General features: G+C 69.9%; 19 protein-coding genes. 13 read left to right on the plus strand and 6 right to left on the minus strand.

Annotated elements, in window-relative coordinates; all coding sequences use genetic code 11:
- Positions 1–19 precede the first annotated feature (19 nt).
- On the plus strand, positions 20–292 hold the full coding sequence (locus tag ASE95_RS04565) for an acyl carrier protein (RefSeq protein ID WP_056632003.1): 273 nt from the start codon (positions 20–22) through the stop codon (positions 290–292).
- 324 nt (positions 293–616) lie between these two features.
- Here ASE95_RS04565 and trxB read toward each other — a convergent pair whose 3' ends face one another.
- Positions 617–1,585: a thioredoxin-disulfide reductase gene (gene trxB, locus ASE95_RS04575; RefSeq protein WP_056632008.1), complete on the minus strand. Its 969-nt coding sequence runs from the start codon at positions 1,583–1,585 to the stop codon at positions 617–619.
- A gap of 78 nt (positions 1,586–1,663) precedes the next feature.
- Between trxB and ASE95_RS04580 the strand changes: the two genes are divergently transcribed.
- Complete coding sequence (locus ASE95_RS04580; RefSeq protein ID WP_056632010.1) at positions 1,664–3,049, plus strand: leucyl aminopeptidase family protein; 1,386 nt, start codon at positions 1,664–1,666, stop codon at positions 3,047–3,049.
- 100 nt (positions 3,050–3,149) lie between these two features.
- Here the strand turns inward: ASE95_RS04580 and tpiA are convergent, their stop codons facing one another.
- The gene (gene tpiA, locus ASE95_RS04585) at positions 3,150–3,887 is read right to left on the minus strand and encodes a triose-phosphate isomerase (protein ID WP_082449543.1); all 738 of its coding nucleotides are present in this window, start codon (positions 3,885–3,887) and stop codon (positions 3,150–3,152) included.
- A 121-nt stretch (positions 3,888–4,008) separates the two neighbouring features.
- On the opposite strand from tpiA, the gene ASE95_RS04590 reads away from it, so the two are divergent.
- On the plus strand, positions 4,009–5,943 hold the full coding sequence (locus ASE95_RS04590; RefSeq protein ID WP_056632012.1) for a peptidylprolyl isomerase: 1,935 nt from the start codon (positions 4,009–4,011) through the stop codon (positions 5,941–5,943).
- Positions 5,924–7,459, plus strand: a complete 1,536-nt coding sequence (locus ASE95_RS04595) for an anthranilate synthase component I family protein (protein ID WP_056632015.1) — start codon at positions 5,924–5,926, stop codon at positions 7,457–7,459. The genes ASE95_RS04590 and ASE95_RS04595 overlap by 20 nt, the downstream gene beginning before the upstream one ends.
- 114 nt (positions 7,460–7,573) lie before the next feature.
- On the opposite strand, the gene ASE95_RS04600 is transcribed toward ASE95_RS04595, so the two are convergent.
- A complete protein-coding gene (locus tag ASE95_RS04600) occupies positions 7,574–8,011 on the minus strand; it encodes a hypothetical protein (RefSeq protein WP_056632018.1) in 438 nt (145 codons plus the stop codon).
- Between the two features lie 159 nt (positions 8,012–8,170).
- Here ASE95_RS04600 and ASE95_RS04605 point away from each other — a divergent pair, with 159 nt between their 5' ends.
- Genes ASE95_RS04605 through lexA form a run of 6 tightly spaced genes read left to right on the plus strand, consistent with a single transcriptional unit; the run spans position 8,171 to position 12,897 of the window.
- Positions 8,171–8,761, plus strand: coding sequence for an anthranilate synthase component II (locus ASE95_RS04605; protein ID WP_056633209.1), 591 nt, complete (start codon positions 8,171–8,173; stop codon positions 8,759–8,761).
- Positions 8,758–9,753 carry an anthranilate phosphoribosyltransferase gene (gene trpD, locus ASE95_RS04610; RefSeq protein WP_056632021.1) on the plus strand — a complete coding sequence of 332 codons (996 nt, stop codon included), beginning with the start codon at positions 8,758–8,760 and terminating at the stop codon, positions 9,751–9,753. Before ASE95_RS04605 ends, trpD begins: the two co-directional genes overlap by 4 nt.
- On the plus strand, positions 9,750–10,535 hold the full coding sequence (gene trpC / locus ASE95_RS04615) for an indole-3-glycerol phosphate synthase TrpC (protein WP_056632023.1): 786 nt from the start codon (positions 9,750–9,752) through the stop codon (positions 10,533–10,535). Before trpD ends, trpC begins: the two co-directional genes overlap by 4 nt.
- Positions 10,535–11,005, plus strand: coding sequence for a cyclic pyranopterin monophosphate synthase MoaC (moaC, locus tag ASE95_RS04620; RefSeq protein WP_056632027.1), 471 nt, complete (start codon positions 10,535–10,537; stop codon positions 11,003–11,005). The genes trpC and moaC overlap by 1 nt, the downstream gene beginning before the upstream one ends.
- A complete protein-coding gene (locus ASE95_RS04625) occupies positions 11,002–12,177 on the plus strand; it encodes a molybdopterin molybdotransferase MoeA (RefSeq protein WP_056632032.1) in 1,176 nt (391 codons plus the stop codon). Before moaC ends, ASE95_RS04625 begins: the two co-directional genes overlap by 4 nt.
- A 57-nt stretch (positions 12,178–12,234) precedes the next feature.
- Positions 12,235–12,897, plus strand: coding sequence for a transcriptional repressor LexA (lexA, locus tag ASE95_RS04630; RefSeq protein WP_056632035.1), 663 nt, complete (start codon positions 12,235–12,237; stop codon positions 12,895–12,897).
- 332 nt (positions 12,898–13,229) lie between these two features.
- On the opposite strand, the gene ASE95_RS04635 is transcribed toward lexA, so the two are convergent.
- Positions 13,230–15,485 (minus strand): ComEC/Rec2 family competence protein, encoded by a 2,256-nt coding sequence (locus ASE95_RS04635; protein WP_082449545.1) that lies wholly within the window; start codon positions 15,483–15,485, stop codon positions 13,230–13,232.
- 29 nt (positions 15,486–15,514) lie between these two features.
- On the opposite strand from ASE95_RS04635, the gene gltX reads away from it, so the two are divergent.
- The 3 genes from gltX to ASE95_RS04650 are packed head-to-tail and all read left to right on the plus strand — an operon-like array spanning position 15,515 to position 18,455.
- Positions 15,515–16,948 carry a glutamate--tRNA ligase gene (gene gltX, locus ASE95_RS04640; protein ID WP_056632037.1) on the plus strand — a complete coding sequence of 478 codons (1,434 nt, stop codon included), beginning with the start codon at positions 15,515–15,517 and terminating at the stop codon, positions 16,946–16,948.
- Between the two features lie 12 nt (positions 16,949–16,960).
- Complete coding sequence (gene gltA / locus ASE95_RS04645) at positions 16,961–18,244, plus strand: citrate synthase (RefSeq protein ID WP_056632040.1); 1,284 nt, start codon at positions 16,961–16,963, stop codon at positions 18,242–18,244.
- Between the two features lie 10 nt (positions 18,245–18,254).
- Entirely contained in the window at positions 18,255–18,455 is a 201-nt protein-coding gene (locus ASE95_RS04650; protein WP_056632044.1) for a hypothetical protein, read from the plus strand.
- A gap of 9 nt (positions 18,456–18,464) precedes the next feature.
- Here ASE95_RS04650 and ASE95_RS04655 read toward each other — a convergent pair whose 3' ends face one another.
- Positions 18,465–19,805: a sensor histidine kinase gene (locus ASE95_RS04655; protein ID WP_056632046.1), complete on the minus strand. Its 1,341-nt coding sequence runs from the start codon at positions 19,803–19,805 to the stop codon at positions 18,465–18,467.
- Complete coding sequence (locus ASE95_RS04660) at positions 19,790–20,881, minus strand: DUF2336 domain-containing protein (RefSeq protein ID WP_056632050.1); 1,092 nt, start codon at positions 20,879–20,881, stop codon at positions 19,790–19,792. The genes ASE95_RS04655 and ASE95_RS04660 overlap by 16 nt, the downstream gene beginning before the upstream one ends.
- Between the last annotated feature and the right edge of the window lie 8 nt (positions 20,882–20,889).

Genomic DNA, 20,889 nt, shown 5'->3' on the forward strand with positions numbered 1-20,889 from the left:
CAGCAGATGGGAACGAAGCGTGATACCCGAAGGCACGAGCGAGATCGAAACGACCGTCCGCGCGGTGCTGGTGGACGCGCTCGGCCTGTCGCCCGAACGGGCCGCCGACTTCCGCGCCGACACCCCGCTGTTCGGCGCTCTGCCCGAGTTCGACTCGATGGCGGTCGCGGGCGTCTTCACCGAGCTGGAGGATCGGCTCGGCATCGTCATCGAAGACGACGAGGTCGATGGCGAGATGCTGGAGACCTTCGGCGCGCTGGTGACGTTCGTCGCGGGCAAGGCGCTGGTCTAGGGAAGCAAGGCGTCGTCGCGAACGCCGGGCCATTCTCCGGGCGTCGCGCGCGTGGCCATGGATGGCATCGCGGCGCTCGCAACGACGAAGCGGGCGACGCCGACCGCCCGCGAGTTATCGACGACGCTCGCGGCGGCACCCACCATCATCGCGGGCAAATCGACGCGATCCACAGCGGCCTGATCCGACCGCGGTCCATTCCCGACGCGCGCCATCAATCGCTGCGCCCGGCGGCGTCGCACCCCACGAGCAAACGCAGGATCACCCCGCCCCGACACCTCGGCCACCGACCCCGGGTGCCGGATCGCACCCGGACAGGCGAACCTACTCCGCGGCTTCCTTCACCGCCTCGAACTCCGCCGCCGCCAGGAAGCGTTCGGCGTCCAGCGCCGCCATGCACCCGGTCCCCGCCGCGGTCACCGCCTGCCGGTACACCTTGTCCATTACGTCGCCGCACGCGAACACGCCCGGCACGCTGGTGCGCGTCGATCCGGTCTCCACCGCGATATAGCCGTCCTCGTCCAGCGAGAGATGGCCGCGGAACAGCTCGGTCGCCGGATGATGCCCGATCGCGACGAAGCCGCCGTCGACGTCGATCCGCGACACCTCGCCGGTCCGCGTATCCTCCAGCGACAGCGCGACCAGCCCGGCGTTGCCGCCGCCGTCCACGAACTCGCGCACTTCCTTGTTCCACAACACCTTCACGCCGGGATGCGCGAACAGCCGCTCCTGCAGGATGCGCTCGGCGCGCAGCGAATCGCGGCGGTGGATCAGCGTCACGTCATGGCTGTGGTTGGTCAGGTACAGCGCTTCCTCGACCGCGGTGTTGCCGCCGCCGATCACCGCTACCTTCTTGCCACGATAGAAGAAGCCGTCGCATGTCGCGCAGGCGCTGACGCCCTTGCCCTTCATCGCGTCCTCGCTGTCCAGCCCCAGCCACTTGGCCTGCGCGCCGGTGGCGATCACCAGCACCTCGCCCTCGTACACGTCGCCGCCGTCGCCGATCAGGCGGAACGGTCGCGCGGTCAGGTCGACCTCGACGATCGTGTCCCACATCAACCGCGTGCCGACATGCTCGGCCTGCGCCTGCATCTGCTCCATCAGCCACGGCCCCTGGATCACTTCCTTGAAGCCGGGATAATTCTCGACGTCGGTGGTGGTGGTCAGCTGGCCGCCGGGCTGGATGCCCTGCACCACGATCGGCGCCATCCCGGCGCGCGCGCCGTAAATGGCGGCGGACAGACCGGCGGGCCCGGAACCCAGGATCAACATGCGAGTCGAATGTGTCGTCATGCCGCGCGATGTAGGATGCCGGTGCGCCCAAGGGAACCGCGCGTTGCGCGTAAGGGCAAGTCCTGCTTTGGTCCGGCCATGACCGACTTTACCGCTTTGCTCCAGCCCGATCGCGGCCAGCCCGCGCGCGACATCCATGTCGTCCACCCCGATCGTTTCGCCGAATGGCTGGCACGGCAGCCCGCGCGTATTCGCACCGCCGTCGCTGCGAACAAAGTCTCCGGGCGCGCCGGCAATCGCGCGATTCTGCCCGGCGAGGCGGCGGAGGACTGGGCGATGCTGCTGGTCTGCGACGAGGCGCTCGATTCGCCGTGGCGGATCGCCTCGCTCGGCGAAGGATTGCCGGAAGGGACGTACCGGCTGGCGGATGGCGGCGCCACCGGCGCGGCGGGGCTCGGCTGGCTGCTCGCGCAGCACCGCTTCACCCGGTATCGCAAGCCGGAGCCGGCGGGCGCGCGCGTCCTGCTGACCACCGACGTCGCCTCGATCGACGAAACCGTGCGCCTCGCCGCCGCCACCGCCCGCGTCCGCGATCTGGTCGACACCGGTGCCAGCGACCTTGGCCCGGCCGAGCTGGAGGCGGAGGTCGATGCGCTCGCCGCTGCGCATGGCGCGACCGTCACCGTCACGCGCGGCGACGCGCTGGCCACCGGCTATCCGATGATCCATGCGGTCGGACAGGCTGCGGCGCGGGATCGCGCACCGCGGCTGATCGAGCTGGAATGGGGCGATATCGCGCACCCTCGCGTGGCGATCGTCGGCAAGGGCGTGTGCTTCGATTCGGGCGGGCTGGATATCAAGCCGTCGGCTGGCATGCGGCTGATGAAGAAGGACATGGGCGGCGCGGCGCACGCGCTGGCGCTTGCCGGGCTGGTGATGCAGGCGCGGCTGAAGGTGCGCCTCCACCTGCTGATCCCCGCGGTCGAAAACGCCATCGCCGGCAATGCCTTCCGCCCCGGTGACGTGCTGCCGACGCGCAAGGGCCTGACGGTGGAAAACACCAACACCGATGCGGAAGGGCGGCTGATCCTGGGCGACGCCCTGACGAAGGCGGTCGAAGGCGCGCCCGACCTGCTGCTCGATTTCGCGACGCTGACCGGCGCGGCGCGCGTCGCGCTGGGGCCGGACCTGCCCGCCACCTTCGTGCAGGACGAGGCGCTGGCCGCCGACCTGCTCGCCGCCGGCGACACGGTCCGCGATCCCTTGTGGCGGCTGCCGCTGTGGAGCGGTTATGACGACATGCTAAAATCCGACATCGCCGACATGGTCAACGCGCCCGACGGCGGCTTTGCGGGCGCGATCACCGCCGCGCTGTTCCTGCGCCGCTTCGTGCCGGCGACGATCCCATGGGCGCACCTCGACACCTTCGCGTGGCGCCCCGCCGCACGTCCGGGCCGGCCGAAGGGTGGCGAAGCCTATGGCCTGCGCGCGACATGGGCGCTGCTGAAGGCCCGCTTCGGCTGAGCCCGCGCCGCGCCACTTGACGCGACCACCTTCGTTCGGTCGGCGGGCACCGCGACAGGCCACCGGCCCATCCGACCCCGCCTGCCCGAACGACGCGCCATTACGCCGCCCCCTCGATGATCGGCACGAACTTCGCCGCGGTCAGGCTCGCGCCGCCCACCAACGCGCCGTCCACATCGGCCACGCCCATGATCGCACGCGCATTGTCGCCGGTCACCGACCCGCCATAGAGGATGCGGACGCCGTCCGCCGCCTCGCCGATCAATTGGCGCATCTTGGCCCGCGCGATCGCATGGATGGCGGCGATGTCCTCCAGCGTCGGGGTACGTCCGGTTCCGATCGCCCAGCGCGGTTCGTAGGCCAGCGTCAGCCAGTCGCCGCTCGCCGCCTCGGGCAGCGACTTTTCGATCTGGGCCTGCACCACGCGCTCCGCACGCCCCGCGTCGCGCTCCGCGCCGGTTTCGCCGCAGCACAGGATCACCGACAGCCCCTTGCGCCGCGCCGCCGCCGCCTTGGCCCAGGCGTCCTGGCTGGTCTCGCTCTGATATTCGCGGCGTTCGGAATGGCCGACGATCGTGAAGCGCGCGCCCGCCTCGCGCACCATCGCGGCGGAAACGCAGCCGGTGTACGCGCCGCCATCCGCCTCGTGGATGTCCTCCGCGCCGATCGCCAGGCCGGGCACGCGCGCGGCGGCGGCGGCGATCAGCGTCGCGGGCACCGCCACCGCCACGTCGACCCCGGGGTGCGCGGCGGCCGCGGCCGCGATCGCGTCCAGTTCGGCCAGCATCGCAATGTCGCCGTTCATCTTCCAATTGCCCGCCACCAGCTTGCGCCGCATCGCCCGAAACTCCCGCCTTTGATCCATGTGGGGACCAGCGTTAGCCGCGTGCACGGCTTGATGCCAACCGGACCTGTGCCTAAAGCGTCGGGCCTCACTCCTGTCCGGTCTGCCTTTCTCCATGCTCAGCTCCCTCCGCGGCATCATCCATTCGAAGGTCGGCATGATCGTCACCTTCGGCATCCTGATCGTGATCGCGATCGCGTTCGCCGCCGGGGACGTGACCGGCTTCTCCAGCGCGGGCGGCATCCTCGGCCATCCACTGGCCAGCGTGGATGGCGAGAAGGTGACCGCCGACGACGTCCGCCGCCGCGCGCAGGACGAATTGCGTTCCGCACGCCAGCAGCAACCCGATCTCGACATGGCCGGGTTCGTGCAGGCCGGCGGGGTGGAAGGCCTGATTACCCGATCGCTGACCGGGCTGGCGCTGGAAACCTTCGGCGAGGAACAGGGCATGCGCGTCAGCCGCGCCCTGATCGGCAGCGAGCTGAAGGCGATCCCCGCCTTCGCCGGCGCCACCGGGCAGTTCGACCAGCAGGCATATCTGCGCCTGATTGCGCAACGCGGGATGACCGACGCGCAGGTCCAGCGCGAAATCGCGCGCGAGACGATGTCGCGCTTCCTGATCGTGCCCACGGTCGGCGCGACGCAGGTGCCGCAACAGCTCGCGCTGCGCTACGCCTCGCTGCTGCTGGAGCGACGCGGCGGACAGGCCGCACTGATCCCCGCCGCCCCCGCCGGCCCCGCGCCCACCGACGCGCAGGTGCAGGACTGGTACAAGCGCAACGTCGCGCGCTACACCACGCCCGAACGCCGCGTGATCCGCTACGCGCTGGTCACGCCGCAGCAGGTCGCGGCGCAGACCGCGCCCAGCGACGCCGAGATCCAGCAGGCGTATAATGCCGACAAGGCCAAATACGCCGCCAAGCCGTTGCGCGACGTCACGCTGGTGACCGTGCTCGATCAAAAGGCCGCGCAGGCGCTGACCGACGAGGTGAAGGCCGGCACCGCGCTGGCCGCCGCCGCCCGCGCCGCCGGGCTGGAGGCGCGCACCGTCACCGCCGCCGATCGGGCGACGCTCGCGACGCAAACCGCGCCCGCGGTCGCCGCCACGCTGTTCGCCGCGCCGCAGGGGACGCTGGTCGGCCCGTTGCGCGGTTCGATCGGCTTCGTCGTCGCGCGCGTCGAGAAGGTGACGCAGCAGCCCGGCAAGACGCTGGCCGAGGCGCGCGCGGAGATCGTCGCCGCGCTGACGAAGCAGAAGGGCGCCGACGCGATCGGCAAGATCCGCGACGCGGTCGAGGATGCCCTGGCCGACAACGCCAACATCAACGAGGTCGCGCGCGACCAGAAGCTGACCGTGCAGGCGACCCCCGCCGTGCTGTCGAGCGGCGCGAACCCCGATCAGCCCGGGACGCAGCCGGATGCCGTACTGGCGCCGATCGTCGCCGCCGGCTTCGCCGCGGAGGACGGCGACACGCCGACCACCGTCGCATACGGTCAGGACGGCGGCTTCGCGATCGCGGCGCTCGATCGCATCGTCCCCGCCACACCGGTCCCGCTGGCGCAGGCGCGCGCGCAGGTCGTCGCCGATCTCACCGCCGATCGCGCCCGCCGCGCCGCGCGGGCCGCCGCCGACGCGATCGTGGCGAAGGTCAACGCGGGCGCGCCGCTCGCCACGGCGGTCGCGCAGGCCGGGATCAAGGCACCGGTGGAGCGTGTCGAGGCGACCCGCGCACAGATCACCGCCAATCAGGGACAGGTGAACCCGGTGCTGGCGATGATGTTCGGGATGAAGCAGGGCACCGCCCGCGCGATCCAGGCCCCGGATGGCCGCGGCTGGCTGGTGCTGCGCGTCGACACCGTCGTGCCGGGCGACGCCACCGGGCAGCCGGCGGTGATCCAGGCGACGCGCACCGATCTCGGCCGCTCGATCGGCGGCGAATATGCGCAGCAATTCGCCAACGCCGTTGCCGCCGCCCAGGGTGCGAAGCGCTACCCCGATGCCATCGCCCAGCTGAAGAAGGATCTCGTCGGTGGCGACGCCGGTCAGTGACGCCGGTGCCGCGCCCCGCGCGGCCGACCCCGCCGTCGCGGCGCTGGGTGCCGGGCGTCCCGCGCTCGTCTGGCGGCGGCGGATCGCCGATACGGAGACGCCGGTCGCCGCCGCGCTCAAGCTGATCGAGCCGGGGCGCGGCGACTTCCTGCTCGAATCGGTCGAGGGTGGTGCGGTGCGCGGGCGTCACTCGATGATCGGCCTCGCCCCCGATCTCGTGCTGCGCGCGCATGGCGACCGCGCCGAACTCAATGCGCGCTGGCTGGACGATCGCGACGCCTTCACGCCATGCGCGGCACCGACGTTGGCGGCATTGCGCGATCTGGTGGCGTCGATCCGCATGGATCTGCCCCCGGAACTACCGCGCGCGCTCGCCTGCCTCGTCGGCTATTTCGGCTATGAGACGATCGGGCTGGTCGAAAATCTGCCCGCACCGGAGACGGACGCGCTGGGCCTGCCCGATCTGATGTTCGTGCGTCCGACCGTGATCCTGATGTTCGATCGCCTCGCCGACGAACTGTTCCTCGTCGCGCCGGTGTGGCCCGATGCCGCGCAGATGCCCGACGCACAGGTGTCCGCCGCCGAAGAACGGCTCGACGCGGTCGAGACGCGGCTCGCTGCCGCCGCGCTGCCGCCTCGCCCGCGCGTCCAGTCCGCGGAGCCTGCGCTCGCCCCCGTGCTCGCCCCCGGTGCCTATGCCGGCATGGTCGCACGCGCGAAGGAATATATCGCCGCGGGCGACATCTTTCAGGTCGTGCTGGCGCAGCGTTTCACCGCGCCCTTCCCGCTCCCTGCGTTCGAACTGTACCGCGCGCTGCGCCGCATCAACCCGTCGCCGTTCCTCTACCATCTCGATCTGCCCGGCTTTGCGCTGACCGGCTCCAGCCCCGAGATCCTCGTGCGTGCGCGTGATGGAGAGGTCACGATTCGCCCGATCGCCGGCACCCGCCCGCGCGGGCGCACCGCCGCGGAGGATGCCGCCCATCGCGACAGCCTGCTCGCCGATCCCAAGGAGCGGGCCGAACATCTGATGCTGCTCGATCTCGGCCGCAACGATGTCGGCCGCGTCGCATCGCCTGGCACGGTGCAGGTCACCGACAGCTACGGCGTGGAATTCTACAGCCACGTCATGCACATCGTCTCGAACGTCGTCGGGCGGCTCGCCCCGGAACATGACGCGATCGATGCGCTGTTCGCGGGCTTCCCCGCCGGCACGGTCAGCGGCGCGCCCAAGGTTCGCGCGTGTCAGGTCATTGCCGAACTCGAACCCGAAAAGCGCGGGGCCTATGCCGGCGGGGTCGGCTATTTTTCCCCCGACGGATCGATGGATTCGTGCATCGTGCTGCGCACCGCGGTGGTCAAGGACGGCACGATCCACGTCCAGTCGGGCGCGGGCATCGTCGCCGACAGCGACCCCGCCTACGAACAGCGCGAGTGCGAAGCGAAAGCGGGCGCGATCCTCGCCGCCGCACGCGAGGCGCTTCGCCGTGCGGAGGCGTCCGACTTCGGTCAGTAACGCTCCCACCGGGCGCGAACCGTCACCGCAAGCAGCGCGGGGCGTTCCGGCGTCCCAGCGGTACGCCCCGATCACCTCGCCACCCGCGTCGGTGGCGAAGCGTGTGTCAGGCCTTCACCGCCCGCCGGGGATCATCGAGTCGTTCTTCTCCGCCGCCCGGCGCTCCGCCGCCCACGCACGGTTGATCGACAGCGCACAACCGGTCTGCCCGCCCGATCCGACCGGCGAACACGTATCCGGCAGCCCGCCGGCGACGCGGCTCACCTGATCCGCCGTCGCGACGCGATTCGTCCATGCTTGATTCTTCGCCACCGGCTCGGCGCTGTCGCGCAACGGCTTGGGAATGCGGAATTGCTCGTCCGGGTTGATCCGGCTGCACACCACCACTTCGTCGCCCTGCGCCTTGGGACAGGCTTCGTTCCCCTCCAGCGTGACGCTGCGCACGCGCTGCGGCGCGCGACCGGCGTCTCCCGCGGATTCGACCTGCGCCGCGGCGGCCATCGGCATCGCCAGCCCGACGGCGAACAGGATAGCAACAGCTTGACGACGCATTGACGTTCTCCTCATCACCGCGAACGCGCGGCATGGCGCTTTTCTCCGCGCCGGACCATCCCGGCGAATGACGTTTCATTGCCCGCTTTTGCGACATTCTCCGGCGCCGCGCCGCGCCTGCGCCATTGCGATGGCGCGCGCATCGGCTATGGCAGGGTCATGATCCTGGTGGTCGACAATTACGACAGCTTCACATGGAACCTGGTCCATTACGTCATGGAACTGGGGGCGGAGGTGCGCGTGGTCCGCAACGATGCGCTGACGGCTGCCGATGCGCTGGCGACGGGCGCGCAGGCGATCCTGATCTCGCCGGGGCCATGCACCCCGAACGAGGCGGGGATCAGCCTCGATCTGGTCGCCGCCTGTGCGGAGGCGCGCCGCCCGCTGTTCGGCGTATGTCTGGGGCATCAGGCGATCGGCCAGCATTTCGGCGGGCGCGTGGTGCGCGGGGGGCTGATGCACGGCAAGACCAGCCCGGTGGACCATGACGGCAGCGGCGTGTTCGCCGGTCTGCCCGCGCCGTTCACCGCGACGCGCTATCATTCGCTGATCGTCACCGACGTGCCGGATTGCCTGGCCGTCAACGCATCGGCCACCGACGGTTCGGTGATGGGGTTGCGCCACCGCGAATTGCCGATCCACGGCGTGCAATTTCATCCCGAAAGCATCGCGACCGAACATGGCCACGATCTGATCGCCAATTTCCTGCGCCTCGCCGGCGTCGACCACGCAGGCCGGATCGCCGCGTGACCGCGCTGGCGTTGCTGCCCGACCCGTCGTCGCCGCTGTCGCGCGAAGCGGCGGCGCAGGCCTTCGCCGATATCCTCGACGCCCGCAGCAGCGAAGAGGCGATCGCGGATTTTCTGATCCGCCTCGCCGAACGCGGCGAAACGAGTGTCGAGATTGCCGAGGCTGCGCGCGCGCTGCGTGCCCGGCTGCTGCCGATCGAGGCACCGGCGGGTGCGATCGACGTCTGCGGCACGGGCGGCGATGGCCAGCACACGCTCAACGTGTCGACCGCCGTCAGCCTGGTTGTCGCGGCGTGCGGCGTGCCGGTGGCGAAACACGGCAATCGCGCCGCCTCGTCCAAGGCGGGGGCCGCCGACACGCTCGAGATGCTCGGGTTGAACATGGAACGCGCCGGCGCCCAGGCGGAGGCGACGCTGCGCGAACTCGGCATCTGCTTCCTGTTCGCGGCCAACCATCATCCCGCGATGAAGCGCATCACCCCGATCCGCCGCCGGATCGGCCGCCGCACGATCTTCAACCTGATGGGGCCGCTCGCCAACCCCGCGCACGTCACCTGCCAGCTGATCGGCATCGCCCGCCCCGATTACGCGCCGATCTACGCCGACGCGCTGGCGCAGCTGGGCAGTGCGGCGGCGGCGGTCGTCGCGGGAGAGGAAGGGCTGGACGAAATATCCGGTGCCGGCCCCACCCGTGTGGTCACCGTCGGCGACGTGCCGCTGCCCGCGCGGATCGTGCCCGAGGATGCCGGCGTCGCGCGCCATCCGACGATCGCGATCCGCGGCGGCGACCCGGCCTATAACGCCGCCGCGCTCCGCCGCCTGCTGGCGGGCGAACATGGCGCGTATCGCGACGCGGTGGTGCTCAACGCCGCCGCCGCACTGGTGCTGGCGGGGCGCGCGCGCGATCTGGCGGACGGCGCGCTTCACGCCTCCCGGGCGATCGACGACAAAAGCGCTGCGACCCTCCTCGATCGCTGGATAGATTGGTCATGACCATCCTCGCCGACATTTGCGGAACGAAGCGTGCCGAGGTGGCGGCGCGAAAGGCGCAAACGTCCTTGTCGGAGTTATCGGCCCGTGCCGCGGCGCAGTCCGCGCCGCGCGGATTTCGCGCTGCGCTCGACGCGGCCGTCGCGAACGGCCGTCATGCGCTGATCGCCGAAATAAAGAAGGCCAGCCCGTCGAAGGGACTGATCCGTGAGGATTTCGATCCGCCCGCGCACGCCCTCGCCTATGCCGATGGCGGCGCGACGTGCCTGTCGGTGCTGACCGATGCGCCCTATTTTCAGGGGCATGAGGATTATCTGATCGCCGCACGCACCGCCTGCGCCCTGCCGGTGCTGCGCAAGGACTTCACGGTCGATCCATGGCAGGTGCTGGAGGCGCGCAGCATCGGGGCGGACGCGATCCTGCTGATCGCCGCCGCGCTCGACGATGCGTGCATGGCCGAATGTGAGGCGGCGGCGATCGAACACGGCATGGACGTGCTGGTCGAGGTGCATGACGCAGCCGAAATGGCGCGCGCCGCACGGCTGCGCACCCGCCTTGTCGGAGTTAATAACCGCGACCTGAAGACGTTCACCGTCGATTTCCGCCGCACCTACGATCTGGTCGCCGATGCGCCCAAGGGCTGCACCTTCGTCGCCGAAAGCGGACTGTCGACGCGCGCCGATCTCGAGGAACTGGCGGCGCATGGCGTGCATTGTTTCCTGATCGGTGAGGCACTTATGCGCCATGCCGATGTGGCCGCCGCCACCCGCGCGCTGGTCGGATAGTGACCGGCCTCACCCACCTCGACGCCGACGGCGCGGCGCATATGGTCGATGTCGGCGACAAGCTCGTCACCCGGCGAGAGGCAGTGGCGACCGGCCAGATCGTCATGTCCGATGAAGCACTTACCGCGATCCGCGCCGGGGCGGTCAAGAAAGGCGACGTGCTCGCGGTGGCGCGGGTCGCCGGGATCATGGCGGCCAAGCGTACCAGCGACCTGATCCCGCTGTGCCATCCGCTACCGATCACCCGCGTGACGCTGGATTTATCCCCCGATGCCAGTGGGATCACAGCCACCGCGACCGTCGCGACCGATGGCAAGACCGGCGTGGAGATGGAGGCGCTGACCGCCGTCTCGGTCGCGCTGCTGACCGTGTACGACATGGCCAAAGCGATCGACAAGTCGATGACGATAAAGGACATTCGCCTGCTGGAAAAGCGTGGTGGCCGCTCGGGCGACTGGCGCGCGGCATGACGTTGCTGCCCGTCGCAGAGGCACAGGCCCGCGTCCTCGCGCTCGGCCAGCCGGTCGATAGCGTCGAAGTGCCGCTCGATCAGGCACTTGGCCGCTGGGCCACTGCTCCGGTGATCGCCCGTCGCACGCAACCCTCGTGCGACCTGTCGGCCATGGACGGTTATGCGCTGCGCTTCGCCGATCTTCCCGGACCATTTCAGGTGGTTGGCGAAAGTGCCGCTGGCGCGCCGTTCACCGGCTCGGTTGGCCCGGGCGAGTCGGTCCGCATCTTTACCGGCGCGGCCATGCCCGATGGCGCCGACACCGTGCTGGTCCAGGAGGAAGCCGCCCGCGACGGGGCCATTCTGACGCTCGCCGGCGAAGGCCCCGCCCACCTCGGGCGAAACGTGCGCCGTCGTGGGCTGGACTTCTCCGCAGGCGAGACACTGGTCGAGCGGGGTCAACGACTTACCGCCGCACGACTTGCCGTCGCCGCGACCGGCGGCGTCGCGCGGCTGACCGTCGCCCGTCCGGTGCGCGTGGCATTGGCGGCCACCGGTGACGAACTGGTCGAACCCGGCACGCCCGGCGATGCGCTGCCGGAGTCCAACCGCTTGTTATTGCGGGCCTTGCTCGACGGGATCGGTGTAGAGATCGTCGACCTCGGCATCCTTCCCGACCGGCTCGATCGCCTCACCCACGCCTTTGCCACCGTCGATGCAGACGTGCTGGTGACCACCGGCGGCGCCTCCGTGGGCGATCATGATCTCGTGCGCCCCGCGCTAGCCGCCGCGGGCACTAAGCTCGATTTCTGGCGGATTGCGCTGCGTCCGGGCAAGCCGATGCTCGCGGGACGGCGTGGCGCGATGGCGGTGGTCGGACTGCCGGGCAACCCGGTCTCCGCGTTCGTCACCGCGTTGCTGTTCGTCCGCCCGCTCGTCATGCATCTCGCCGGCGCGGCCGATCCATTCCCCCGCGTTTCCCGCATCTTGCTCGGCGAGGATTTGCCTGGCAACGGTGAGCGGACCGACTATCTGCGCGCCGAAATCCGCGATGGGCGGGCGTTTGCGTCCACGATCCAGGACAGTTCGATGCTGCGTACTCTGGCGCGTTCGACGTGCCTGATCGTGCGCGAACCCCACGCCCCCGCCGCGACGGCGGGCGACTCGGCGGAAGTCCTCATGATCGCTTGACGGACTGCGATATGTTCCATAAAGGTTCGCACTCCGTTCACAAGGAAGGCGCCGGACATGCTGACGCGCAAACAGCACGAGCTGATCTGCTTCATCGAGGATCGTCTGGCCGACAGCGGCGTGTCGCCCTCGTTCGAGGAGATGAAGGATGCGCTGGAGCTGAAGAGCAAGTCGGGCGTCCACCGTCTCATCAGCGCGCTGGAAGAGCGCGGCTATCTTCGCCGCCTGCCCAACCGCGCGCGCGCGCTGGAGGTGCTGAAGGCACCGGAGCGCGGCGTCGAGGCGAAGCGCGCCGCGCCGCCCTCGGTCAAGCGCACGCTTCCCGGGCCTGCGAACGACGTCGTCGAGATCCCGCTCCACGGCCGGATCGCCGCCGGCGTTCCGATCGAGGCGTTCGAGGGTTCGACGATGTTGCCGGTCCCCGCCGCGCTGCTGGGCACGGGCGAGCATTTCGCGCTGGAGGTTTCCGGCGATTCGATGGTCGAGGCCGGTATCTTCGATGGCGACTATGCGCTGATCCGCCGCCAGGAAGTGGCGCGCGACGGTGAGATCGTCGTCGCACTGATCGACGACAGCGAAGCGACGCTCAAGTATTTCCGTCAGGAAGGTGCGATGATCCGGCTCGATCCGGCCAATCGCGCCTACGATCCACAACGTTACGCCCCCGCACAGGTTCGCGTACAAGGTAAGCTGGCGGGCCTGCTGCGCCGCTATTCCTGAAATCGCTCACCGGAACATTTCATTATTTAGCAGTAACTTACTATTGATCTCGGTGAAAGTGCGGCGGTTGCGGCGGGTGGCCGCGTCGCCGATCGCGACGCGTTGATATTGGGCAGTGCGTAGGTTCGTCTGACGGCAAGCCGGGGCGTTGTTTTGCGCTGACCGACTTGCGTTATGCGAACCGTCCCGCTTCCCGCACTGCCCCGTCGGCTGCGACGGGGGCGAGAACGGGAAGTGATGATTTCCCGGCATTCAGTACGATGCCGCGCGGGCATCGACGATCGATCAGCAAGCACGCCGTCTGCCGACTACGGCCGCAGCGGGTTACCGGTTCAACGATGGGTGAAGGGCAGTGCTTCGGTCCGGGGCGCACGACCTCCCGCCGCAGAAGCGGCCCGTCGCGCACCGTTCACGTCGGCCGACCGCCCCACGATGCGACGGCCGCGACCTTCCACCGCCACCACCCACGGATGGGCGTCGCCGGCACGGTTGACCGTCGCAACCCGCCGCGTCGCCAACGTCACCGCCACGCCGCCCGTTCGCGCCAGAGCCGCCCGGTCGAGCGTCAGCCAGCGCGCGCGGCAGCGGCGCGGCAGGCGGCGGTCGCTGATCACCACGTCGGCCATGCGGCATAGCGGGACGAACGAAGCCGCCGGCACCATATCGCCGCTACGTGTCGCCAGGATACGCCACTGCCGCCCGCCGGCCTTCCGCTCCATCCAGCACAGGTCGCGGTTGCAACGCGCCCCGCGTGCCTCGCTCAGCAAGGCCGGCGCGCCGTCCAGCCCACCCGCTTCCGCAAGCAGATCGCGCATATAGTCGCCGGTTCGGTCGCGAAGGATCGCGACTTCTCCACCGTCACCGCGCAGCGCCAGATGCCGCCCGTCGCCGGTCACGATCAGGTCCGGGGTCGGCATCGCCAGTGTCCACGCCAGCCCGATCGCCACCGGCATGATCCCGAAATACCGCCACCGCTTCCGCCAGATCGCCAGCCACAGCCCACCCGCCACGATCGCGCCGAAGGCGGCATGCGGCATCACCGGCACCGCCGCGACCGCGCCCGGTGCCGAAGCGACGGTGCGCGCCAGCCAGAGCAGCACGGCGAGCGCCTGCCCCACGACCCACCATGCAGCCGATCCCAGCCCGACCGGGTCGAGCAACAGCGCGAGCGCCTCGGCCGGCATCACCACGAACGTCGTCAACGGGATCGCGATCATATTGGCCAGCGCGCCGTACAGTCCCGCCTGATGGAAGTGGAACACCGCGATCGGCATCAGCGTCAACTCGACGGCGAGGCCGGTGAGCAGCAACGATCCCAGTCCGCGCAGCACCCGCCGCCAAAGAAGGGCGTCATCGACGACGAACCAGCGGCGCACGCGTGGATGTTCGTGAAGTGCGACAATGACGGTAACCGCCGCGAACGACAGCTGGAAGCTCGCACCCACCACCGACTCGGGCCATGCCAGCAGGACGGTCATCGCGCCCGCCGCCACCAGCCGCAGGGTCAGCGCCTCCCGCCCCAGCGCCAGCGCCACCAACACCATCAGCGCCGCCACGCAACTGCGGATCGTCGGCACCTGCGCGCCGGTCAGCCATGTATAGCCGATCGCCGCGACCGCCCCCGCCGCCGCGGCGATCAGCGGCAACCGGCCGGTCAGCGCCAGCCGTGGCGACAGCGCAAGCAACCGCAGCGCCAGCCACATCACCAGCGCGACCGCAGCGGTGATGTGCAATCCGCTGACCGAAAGCAGATGGGCGAGCCCGGCGCGCCGCATCGCTTCCGCATCGGGTTCGTCGATCGCGCCGGTATCGCCGGTGGCGAGCGCCGCGGCGATCCCGCCCGCGCTGCCGGGCAGCCGCGCCTCGATATGTGCGGTCAGCCGCTCGCGCACCCCCGCGCCGGTATCGGACGCGGCGGTGACGACCGTCAGCGGCGCGAAGCCGCGTCCGCTCGCTCCCAGCCCCGCAAACCAGGCCACGCGTGAGAAATCATACGCGCCGGGGACCGCTGGCGGTGCCGGCGGCATCAACCGCGCGCGCACCCGGATCGTCGCGCCGCGTGCCACGCCCGGCGGCAACCCGTCCGCCGCCATATTGACGCGCACCCGCGACGGTGGACGGGCGCCGCCGTCCCACGCCTGCACCGCCAGCGTCATCCGCACCAGCCGCCGTGCCGGCAGGGGCTCGACGCGCACCACGTGACCCTGCACCCACGCGATCGTCGGTCGCGACAGCACCGGCGCGGCGACGCGGACGGCGCGCGCCCACACCATCCCCAACCCGATCGCGAAGCCGAAGGCCAGAACCGTGAGGAACACCGGTGCCCGCCCGCCACGCGCCACGGCCAGCCCGGCCAGCCCGGTCGCGCACGCCAGCAGGAGCGCCGCTGACCAGCCGCGCGGATCGGGCAGCACGAACCACGCGGCCGCCCCCGTCCCCAGCGCGACGGGCACCCACAACACCAGCTGGTCGCGCTCGACCTCCAGCCGCCGCTCGACCGCCGATCGTGACAAAGCGATTCCATGCCGCGCGCGCGTTTGAAGCGTCGACCATGCTTTGCTAGAGGCGGGCGCGGCTAAACTGGCCATCCGATTTTCCAGCCTGGGAGCAAGCGCGCTTGAGCGCAACCGACAAAACCGCCAGCGCGCCCGATCGCGCCGTCGTCACCCGCTTCGCCCCGTCACCGACGGGGTTCCTGCATCTGGGCGGCGCACGCACCGCGCTGTTCAATCTGCTGTACGCGCGCCACCACGGCGGCACGTTCCGGCTGCGGATCGAGGATACCGATCGCGCACGCTCCACCCAGCCCGCGATCGAGGCGATCCTGAACGGCATGCGCTGGCTGGGGCTGGACTGGGATGGCGAGGAGGTCTTCCAGTTCGCGCGCGCCGATCGCCATGCGGAGGTCGCGCACGCGATGGTGGCGAGCGGCCACGCCTATCGCTGCTATTTGACGCAGGAGGAGCTGGAGGCGATGCGGGCTGCCGCACAGGCCGCCAAGCAGCCGCTGCGCGTCCGCTCGCCGTGGCGCGATCGCACCGATCATCCCGCCGACAAACCCTTCGTGGTCCGCCTGCGCGCGCCGACCGAGGGCGCGACGACCATCCACGACGAGGTGCAGGGTGCGGTGACCGTCCAGAACGCCGAGCTGGACGATCTCGTCCTGCTGCGGTCCGACGGCACGCCCACCTACATGCTCGCGGTGGTGGTCGACGATAACGACATGGGCGTCACCCACGTCATCCGCGGCGACGACCATCTGAACAACGCCTTCCGCCAGCTGCCGATCTATCGCGCGATGGGGTGGGCCGAGCCGGTTTATGCGCATATTCCGTTGATCCACGGCAGCGACGGCGCGAAGCTGTCGAAGCGCCACGGCGCGGTCGGGATCGAGGCCTATCGCGACGACCTGGGTATCCTGCCGGAGGCGCTGGGCAACTACCTGCTGCGGCTCGGCTGGGGTCATGGCGATGACGAGATCATCGCACGGGAGGATGCGATTCGCTGGTTCGATCTGGATGCGGTCGGCAAGTCGGCGAGTCGCTTCGACCTGAAGAAGCTCGAGCATCTGAACGGCCATTACATCCGCGCCACCGACGATGAGCGGCTGGCCGCGCTGGTCGCGGAGAAGCTGGGGTTCGACCATGACGATACCCGGCGTTCGATCCTGCTGGCGGCGATGCCGTCGCTGAAGCCGCGCGCGGCGAACATCAACGAGCTGACGGAGGCGACCGCCTTCCTGTTCGCGGCGCGCCCGCTGATGGTGGAGGATGCCGCCCGCCCGTTGCTGGACGGTGACGCTCCCGTGCTGCTGGCACGCCTGCACACGGCGCTTGACGCAGTGCACAACTGGGATACGGAGACGACCGAAGCGGCGGTGCGTTCGGTGGCCGAAGAGGCAGGCGTAAAGCTTGGCCAGGTCGCCCAGCCCCTCCGCGTCGCGCTGACCGGCCGCAAGACCTCGCCGGGAATCTTCGACGTACTCGTCCTTCTAGGACGCGATGAAAGCCTGGCCCGCATCGCGGACCACATCCCCGCCCGCGGGGACTGACAGGAGAAGATCATGACCGAAGCCGCCAAAGTCTCGCTCGCGGGCAAGGACCTCGATTATCCCGTGCTGTCGGGCTCCGTCGGCCCCGACGTGGTCGACATCCGCAAGCTGTATGCGCAAACTGGCGCGTTTACCTACGATCCGGGCTTCACGTCGACCGCGTCGTGCCAGTCGAAGCTGACCTATATCGACGGTGACGAAGGTGTCCTGCTTCACCGCGGCTACGCGATCGGGGAACTGGCCGAACAGTCCAGCTTCATGGAAGTCTGCTACCTGCTGCTGAACGGCGAGCTGCCGGACCAGGGCGAACTGGACAGCTTCGACCGCACGATCACGCGCCACACGATGGTGCATGAACAGCTCGCGCAGTTCTTCCGTGGTTTCCGCCGCGATGCGCACCCGATGGCGATCCTGTGCGGCGTCGTCGGCGCGCTTTCCGCCTTCTACCACGATTCGACCGACATCCACGATCCGCAGCAGCGCATGATCGCGTCGCACCGGCTGATCGCCAAGATGCCGACGATCGCGGCGATGGCGTACAAGTACAGCGTGGGCCAGCCGTTCGTCTATCCCGACAACTCGCTGAGCTACACCGGCAATTTCCTGCGCATGACGTTCGGCGTCCCGGCGGAGCCGTACGTGGTGAACCCGGCGGTCGAAAAGGCGATGGACCGCATCTTCATTCTCCACGCCGATCACGAACAGAATGCGTCGACATCGACCGTCCGGCTCGCCGGTTCGTCGGGTGCGAACCCGTTCGCGTGCATCGCCGCGGGCATCGCGTGTCTCTGGGGTCCGGCGCACGGCGGCGCGAACGAGGCGGCGCTCAACATGCTGCACGAGATCGGCACGCCCGAGCGCATTCCGGAGTTCATCGCCCGCGCCAAGGACAAGAACGATCCGTTCCGCCTGATGGGCTTCGGTCACCGCGTCTACAAGAACTACGATCCCCGCGCGACCGTGATGCAGAAGACGGTACGCGAGGTGTTCGAGGCGCTGAACGTGCAGGACCCGCTGTTCGAAACCGCGCTGCGACTGGAAGAGATCGCGCTGAGCGACGATTATTTCGTCGAGAAGAAGCTGTTCCCGAACGTCGATTTCTATTCGGGCGTGATCCTGTCGGCGATCGGCTTCCCGACCAGCATGTTCACCGTGCTGTTCGCGCTGGCGCGCACCGTCGGCTGGGTGGCGCAGTGGAACGAAATGATCACCGATCCCGACCAGAAGATCGGCCGCCCGCGCCAACTCTACACCGGCCCGACGCAGCGTGCGTACGTGCCGGTCGGCCAGCGCTGAGGCCCGGCGGATGCCCCGCCTCCGCCCGGTCCTGATCGCCATCGGCGCGCTGTGCGCGCTGATGGGGGCGCTGTGGATCGCGCAGGGGCTAGGCTATGTGGACTGGCCGCGCTCCAGCTTCATGCTGGGGCGCGCGGTCTGGGCGGATTACGGCACCGGACTCGCGGTGTTCGGACTGTTGCTGATCCTGCTCGGCCGGCGATTGCGCTGACGCCGGCCGTCAGGGCGCGGCGGGGAGCGACAGCGTGAAGCACGCCCCCTCGCCCGACACGCTCTCCACGGTCAACGCGCCGTCCATCGCCTGCGCGAGGCGCCGGGCGATGTAGAGGCCCAAACCATTACCGTCCGGCGCGCTGCCGTCGCCGCGGACGAACTTCTCGAAGATGCGCGCCTGCTCGTGGGCCGGAACCCCTTGGCCCCGATCGTAAACGAGCAGCCGGACCTGTCCGCCGCCCGCCTCCAGCCGCATGTCCACCGTGCCGCCCTCCGGCGAATAGGTGACCGCATTGCCCAACAGGTTGACGACGATCTGCAACGCGCGGCGGTGCTCGCCGATCGCCGATGCCGGCTCCTTGCCCGTGCGCGACACGATCGTGACCCCGCGCGCCGCCGCGGCCACCGCCAGCAACACCGCGGCTTCGCGCGCGACGTCGGCCAGGTCGATCCGGTCCCGTGCGGTGGTGAAATCCATGCGTTCGATCGCCTCGATATCGACGAGGTCGTCGACCAGCCCCATCAGGTGCCGCCCCGCCGTGGCGATGTCGGCGGCGTAATCGACATATTCCGCGTCGACCGGTCCGTCGGCGGCCGCGCGGATGTTCTCCGCCTGCGCGACGATCGTGCGCAGCGGCGCGCGCAGCATCCGGTGCAGCCGGGTATTGAAGTCGCTGATCGCCCCGCCACCGGTGACTGGGACCGCGAGCACACCCCCGACGAAACCCGCGAAGCCGCCCGCAGCATCATGCCGGACGTGCCCGGCCAGTGTTACCGGGATGCCGGTCGCCCGGAGGATCGCCTGCTGACCGGTGAAATCCTGCGCCCTCGACAAGGCCTCCAGCAACGGCATCGCGCCACCAGCATCCGCCTCCAGCACGAACAGACCCGCCAGCGGCTGACCGACGATCGTCACCGGATCCAGACCGACACGCGCGATCGACGCCGCGTCGATCCGGGTGACGATCAACGCGGCGTCGACCTCCCAAGTCCATGCCGCGTCGGTCGGCGGCACGATCTCCACGATCGCGCCCGGCACGACAGGTGCCATCGGTCGCTCGCGCAGCAAGGTCGCCGCCAGTGCCACGGTCCGGTCGTCGCCCGGCACCGCGCGGACATGCCAGTCGGTGTCGCTGCGGTCGTCACCGATCGTGATCGTGCGCGCCACCGGCACGCGCAGCCCGCGCGCGATCCGCACCAGCGCGCCGACCGTCGCCAGCGCAAGTTCCGCACCTACTACGCCCCCGGCACGATCGTTCAACTCGACGAAGCGCGCGTCGCCGCTCAACACGCGGTCGTCGGCATCGACCAGCGCGTGGAAGACACCGCGGGTCACGCTGGTGGACATCGCGCCAATGCCCGCGCCGCCTCACGGAAATCGCGCGGCAATCGCAGCCCTGCCACCGCCGCGGCCGCGACGGCGGGATCGAGCGCGGCCAGCGTGTCGAGCGTCTCGATCAGGAGTGACAGGTCGCGCTCGCGATCCGCCTCGCACAGCAGGAAACCGGCGCGCGCCAGTGCGTCATGCGGCAGACCCGCCGCGCGCAGCGCCAGCCATAACCCGTCGCTCGCCGAATCCAGCACCAGGGCACGCGCGTCGTTCGCCTCGATCGACACGGCGTCCGCCAGCAGCGCCACGAAAAGGGCCACCCGCGCGCCGTCCAGAGCGCGGACCATCAGCTCGGCGCGCTCGGCAGGCGATGGCGCAAGCGCGCGCACCAGCGCCGCCGCCGCGGGATCGACCGCTCCTCCATCATCGGCATGATCGGCGATGCAGCGATGCGTCGCGTCGGCAAGCGCCCGATCCCCCACCGGGCCGGCGGTGGCGCCCAGTTGCTCGCGAAGCGCGGCGGCGACCCACCATGCTATGCGGGCGTGCAGCGTGGCGGACAGCATCGCCCGCCGCCCGCTCGCCCCGCCGCGACGCGTCCCATCCGCCACCAGATAAGCGACCGCGGCCACCCGCTGCGCCGGTGCGCCGCGCTCGACCAACGTGGCGACCAGCGTCGGTGCGGCATCCGGCGCGCGCATCGCCGCCAGTGATTCGTCGAGCAGGTCGACCCGCGCCTGCGCGATCAGTTCGCCGATCACATCGGCATCGCGCATCAATCCCGCTTCCAGCAGCCGCGGCCATGCCAGCGACCTGTTCGTATCGAGGATCACCGCCGCCTCGTGCCGGTCGGCCATCGTCAGGTCGCGCGCGGTCTCGCCGGCGATCCGCTGCTCGATCGCGCACACCGTCGCCTCCGCCAGCCGCAGCGTCGCGGCACGGGTACGGTCGTCCAGCCGCCCTGGTTGCGACAGGAAGATATCCGCCACCGCCACCTCCAGCCGTGCTTCCGCCACGCGCGCCGCATCGGCGACTCGCGACGCGAGTCGCGCCGATTCGGCCGTCAGCGAGGCGCGATGGGTAGCGGCGGACATGCCGCAGT

The organism is Sphingomonas sp. Leaf231 (genome assembly GCF_001421995.1).
GTDB lineage: Bacteria > Pseudomonadota > Alphaproteobacteria > Sphingomonadales > Sphingomonadaceae > Sphingomonas.

What these genes read in the sequence shown, in the direction of transcription:
- ASE95_RS04605 (WP_056633209.1), top strand. Translation starts at nt 8,171, where the DNA reads ATGATCCTGGTGGTCGACAATTACGACAGCTTCACATGGAACCTGGTC.
- trxB (WP_056632008.1), bottom strand. Translation starts at nt 1,585, where the DNA reads ATGACGACACATTCGACTCGCATGTTGATCCTGGGTTCCGGGCCCGCC.
- ASE95_RS04580 (WP_056632010.1), top strand. Translation starts at nt 1,664, where the DNA reads ATGACCGACTTTACCGCTTTGCTCCAGCCCGATCGCGGCCAGCCCGCG.
- tpiA (WP_082449543.1), bottom strand. Translation starts at nt 3,887, where the DNA reads ATGCGGCGCAAGCTGGTGGCGGGCAATTGGAAGATGAACGGCGACATT.
- ASE95_RS04625 (WP_056632032.1), top strand. Translation starts at nt 11,002, where the DNA reads ATGACGTTGCTGCCCGTCGCAGAGGCACAGGCCCGCGTCCTCGCGCTC.
- lexA (WP_056632035.1), top strand. Translation starts at nt 12,235, where the DNA reads ATGCTGACGCGCAAACAGCACGAGCTGATCTGCTTCATCGAGGATCGT.
- ASE95_RS04590 (WP_056632012.1), top strand. Translation starts at nt 4,009, where the DNA reads ATGCTCAGCTCCCTCCGCGGCATCATCCATTCGAAGGTCGGCATGATC.
- ASE95_RS04600 (WP_056632018.1), bottom strand. Translation starts at nt 8,011, where the DNA reads ATGCGTCGTCAAGCTGTTGCTATCCTGTTCGCCGTCGGGCTGGCGATG.
- gltA (WP_056632040.1), top strand. Translation starts at nt 16,961, where the DNA reads ATGACCGAAGCCGCCAAAGTCTCGCTCGCGGGCAAGGACCTCGATTAT.
- trpC (WP_056632023.1), top strand. Translation starts at nt 9,750, where the DNA reads ATGACCATCCTCGCCGACATTTGCGGAACGAAGCGTGCCGAGGTGGCG.
- ASE95_RS04655 (WP_056632046.1), bottom strand. Translation starts at nt 19,805, where the DNA reads ATGTCCACCAGCGTGACCCGCGGTGTCTTCCACGCGCTGGTCGATGCC.
- ASE95_RS04635 (WP_082449545.1), bottom strand. Translation starts at nt 15,485, where the DNA reads ATGGCCAGTTTAGCCGCGCCCGCCTCTAGCAAAGCATGGTCGACGCTT.
- ASE95_RS04650 (WP_056632044.1), top strand. Translation starts at nt 18,255, where the DNA reads ATGCCCCGCCTCCGCCCGGTCCTGATCGCCATCGGCGCGCTGTGCGCG.
- ASE95_RS04660 (WP_056632050.1), bottom strand. Translation starts at nt 20,881, where the DNA reads ATGTCCGCCGCTACCCATCGCGCCTCGCTGACGGCCGAATCGGCGCGA.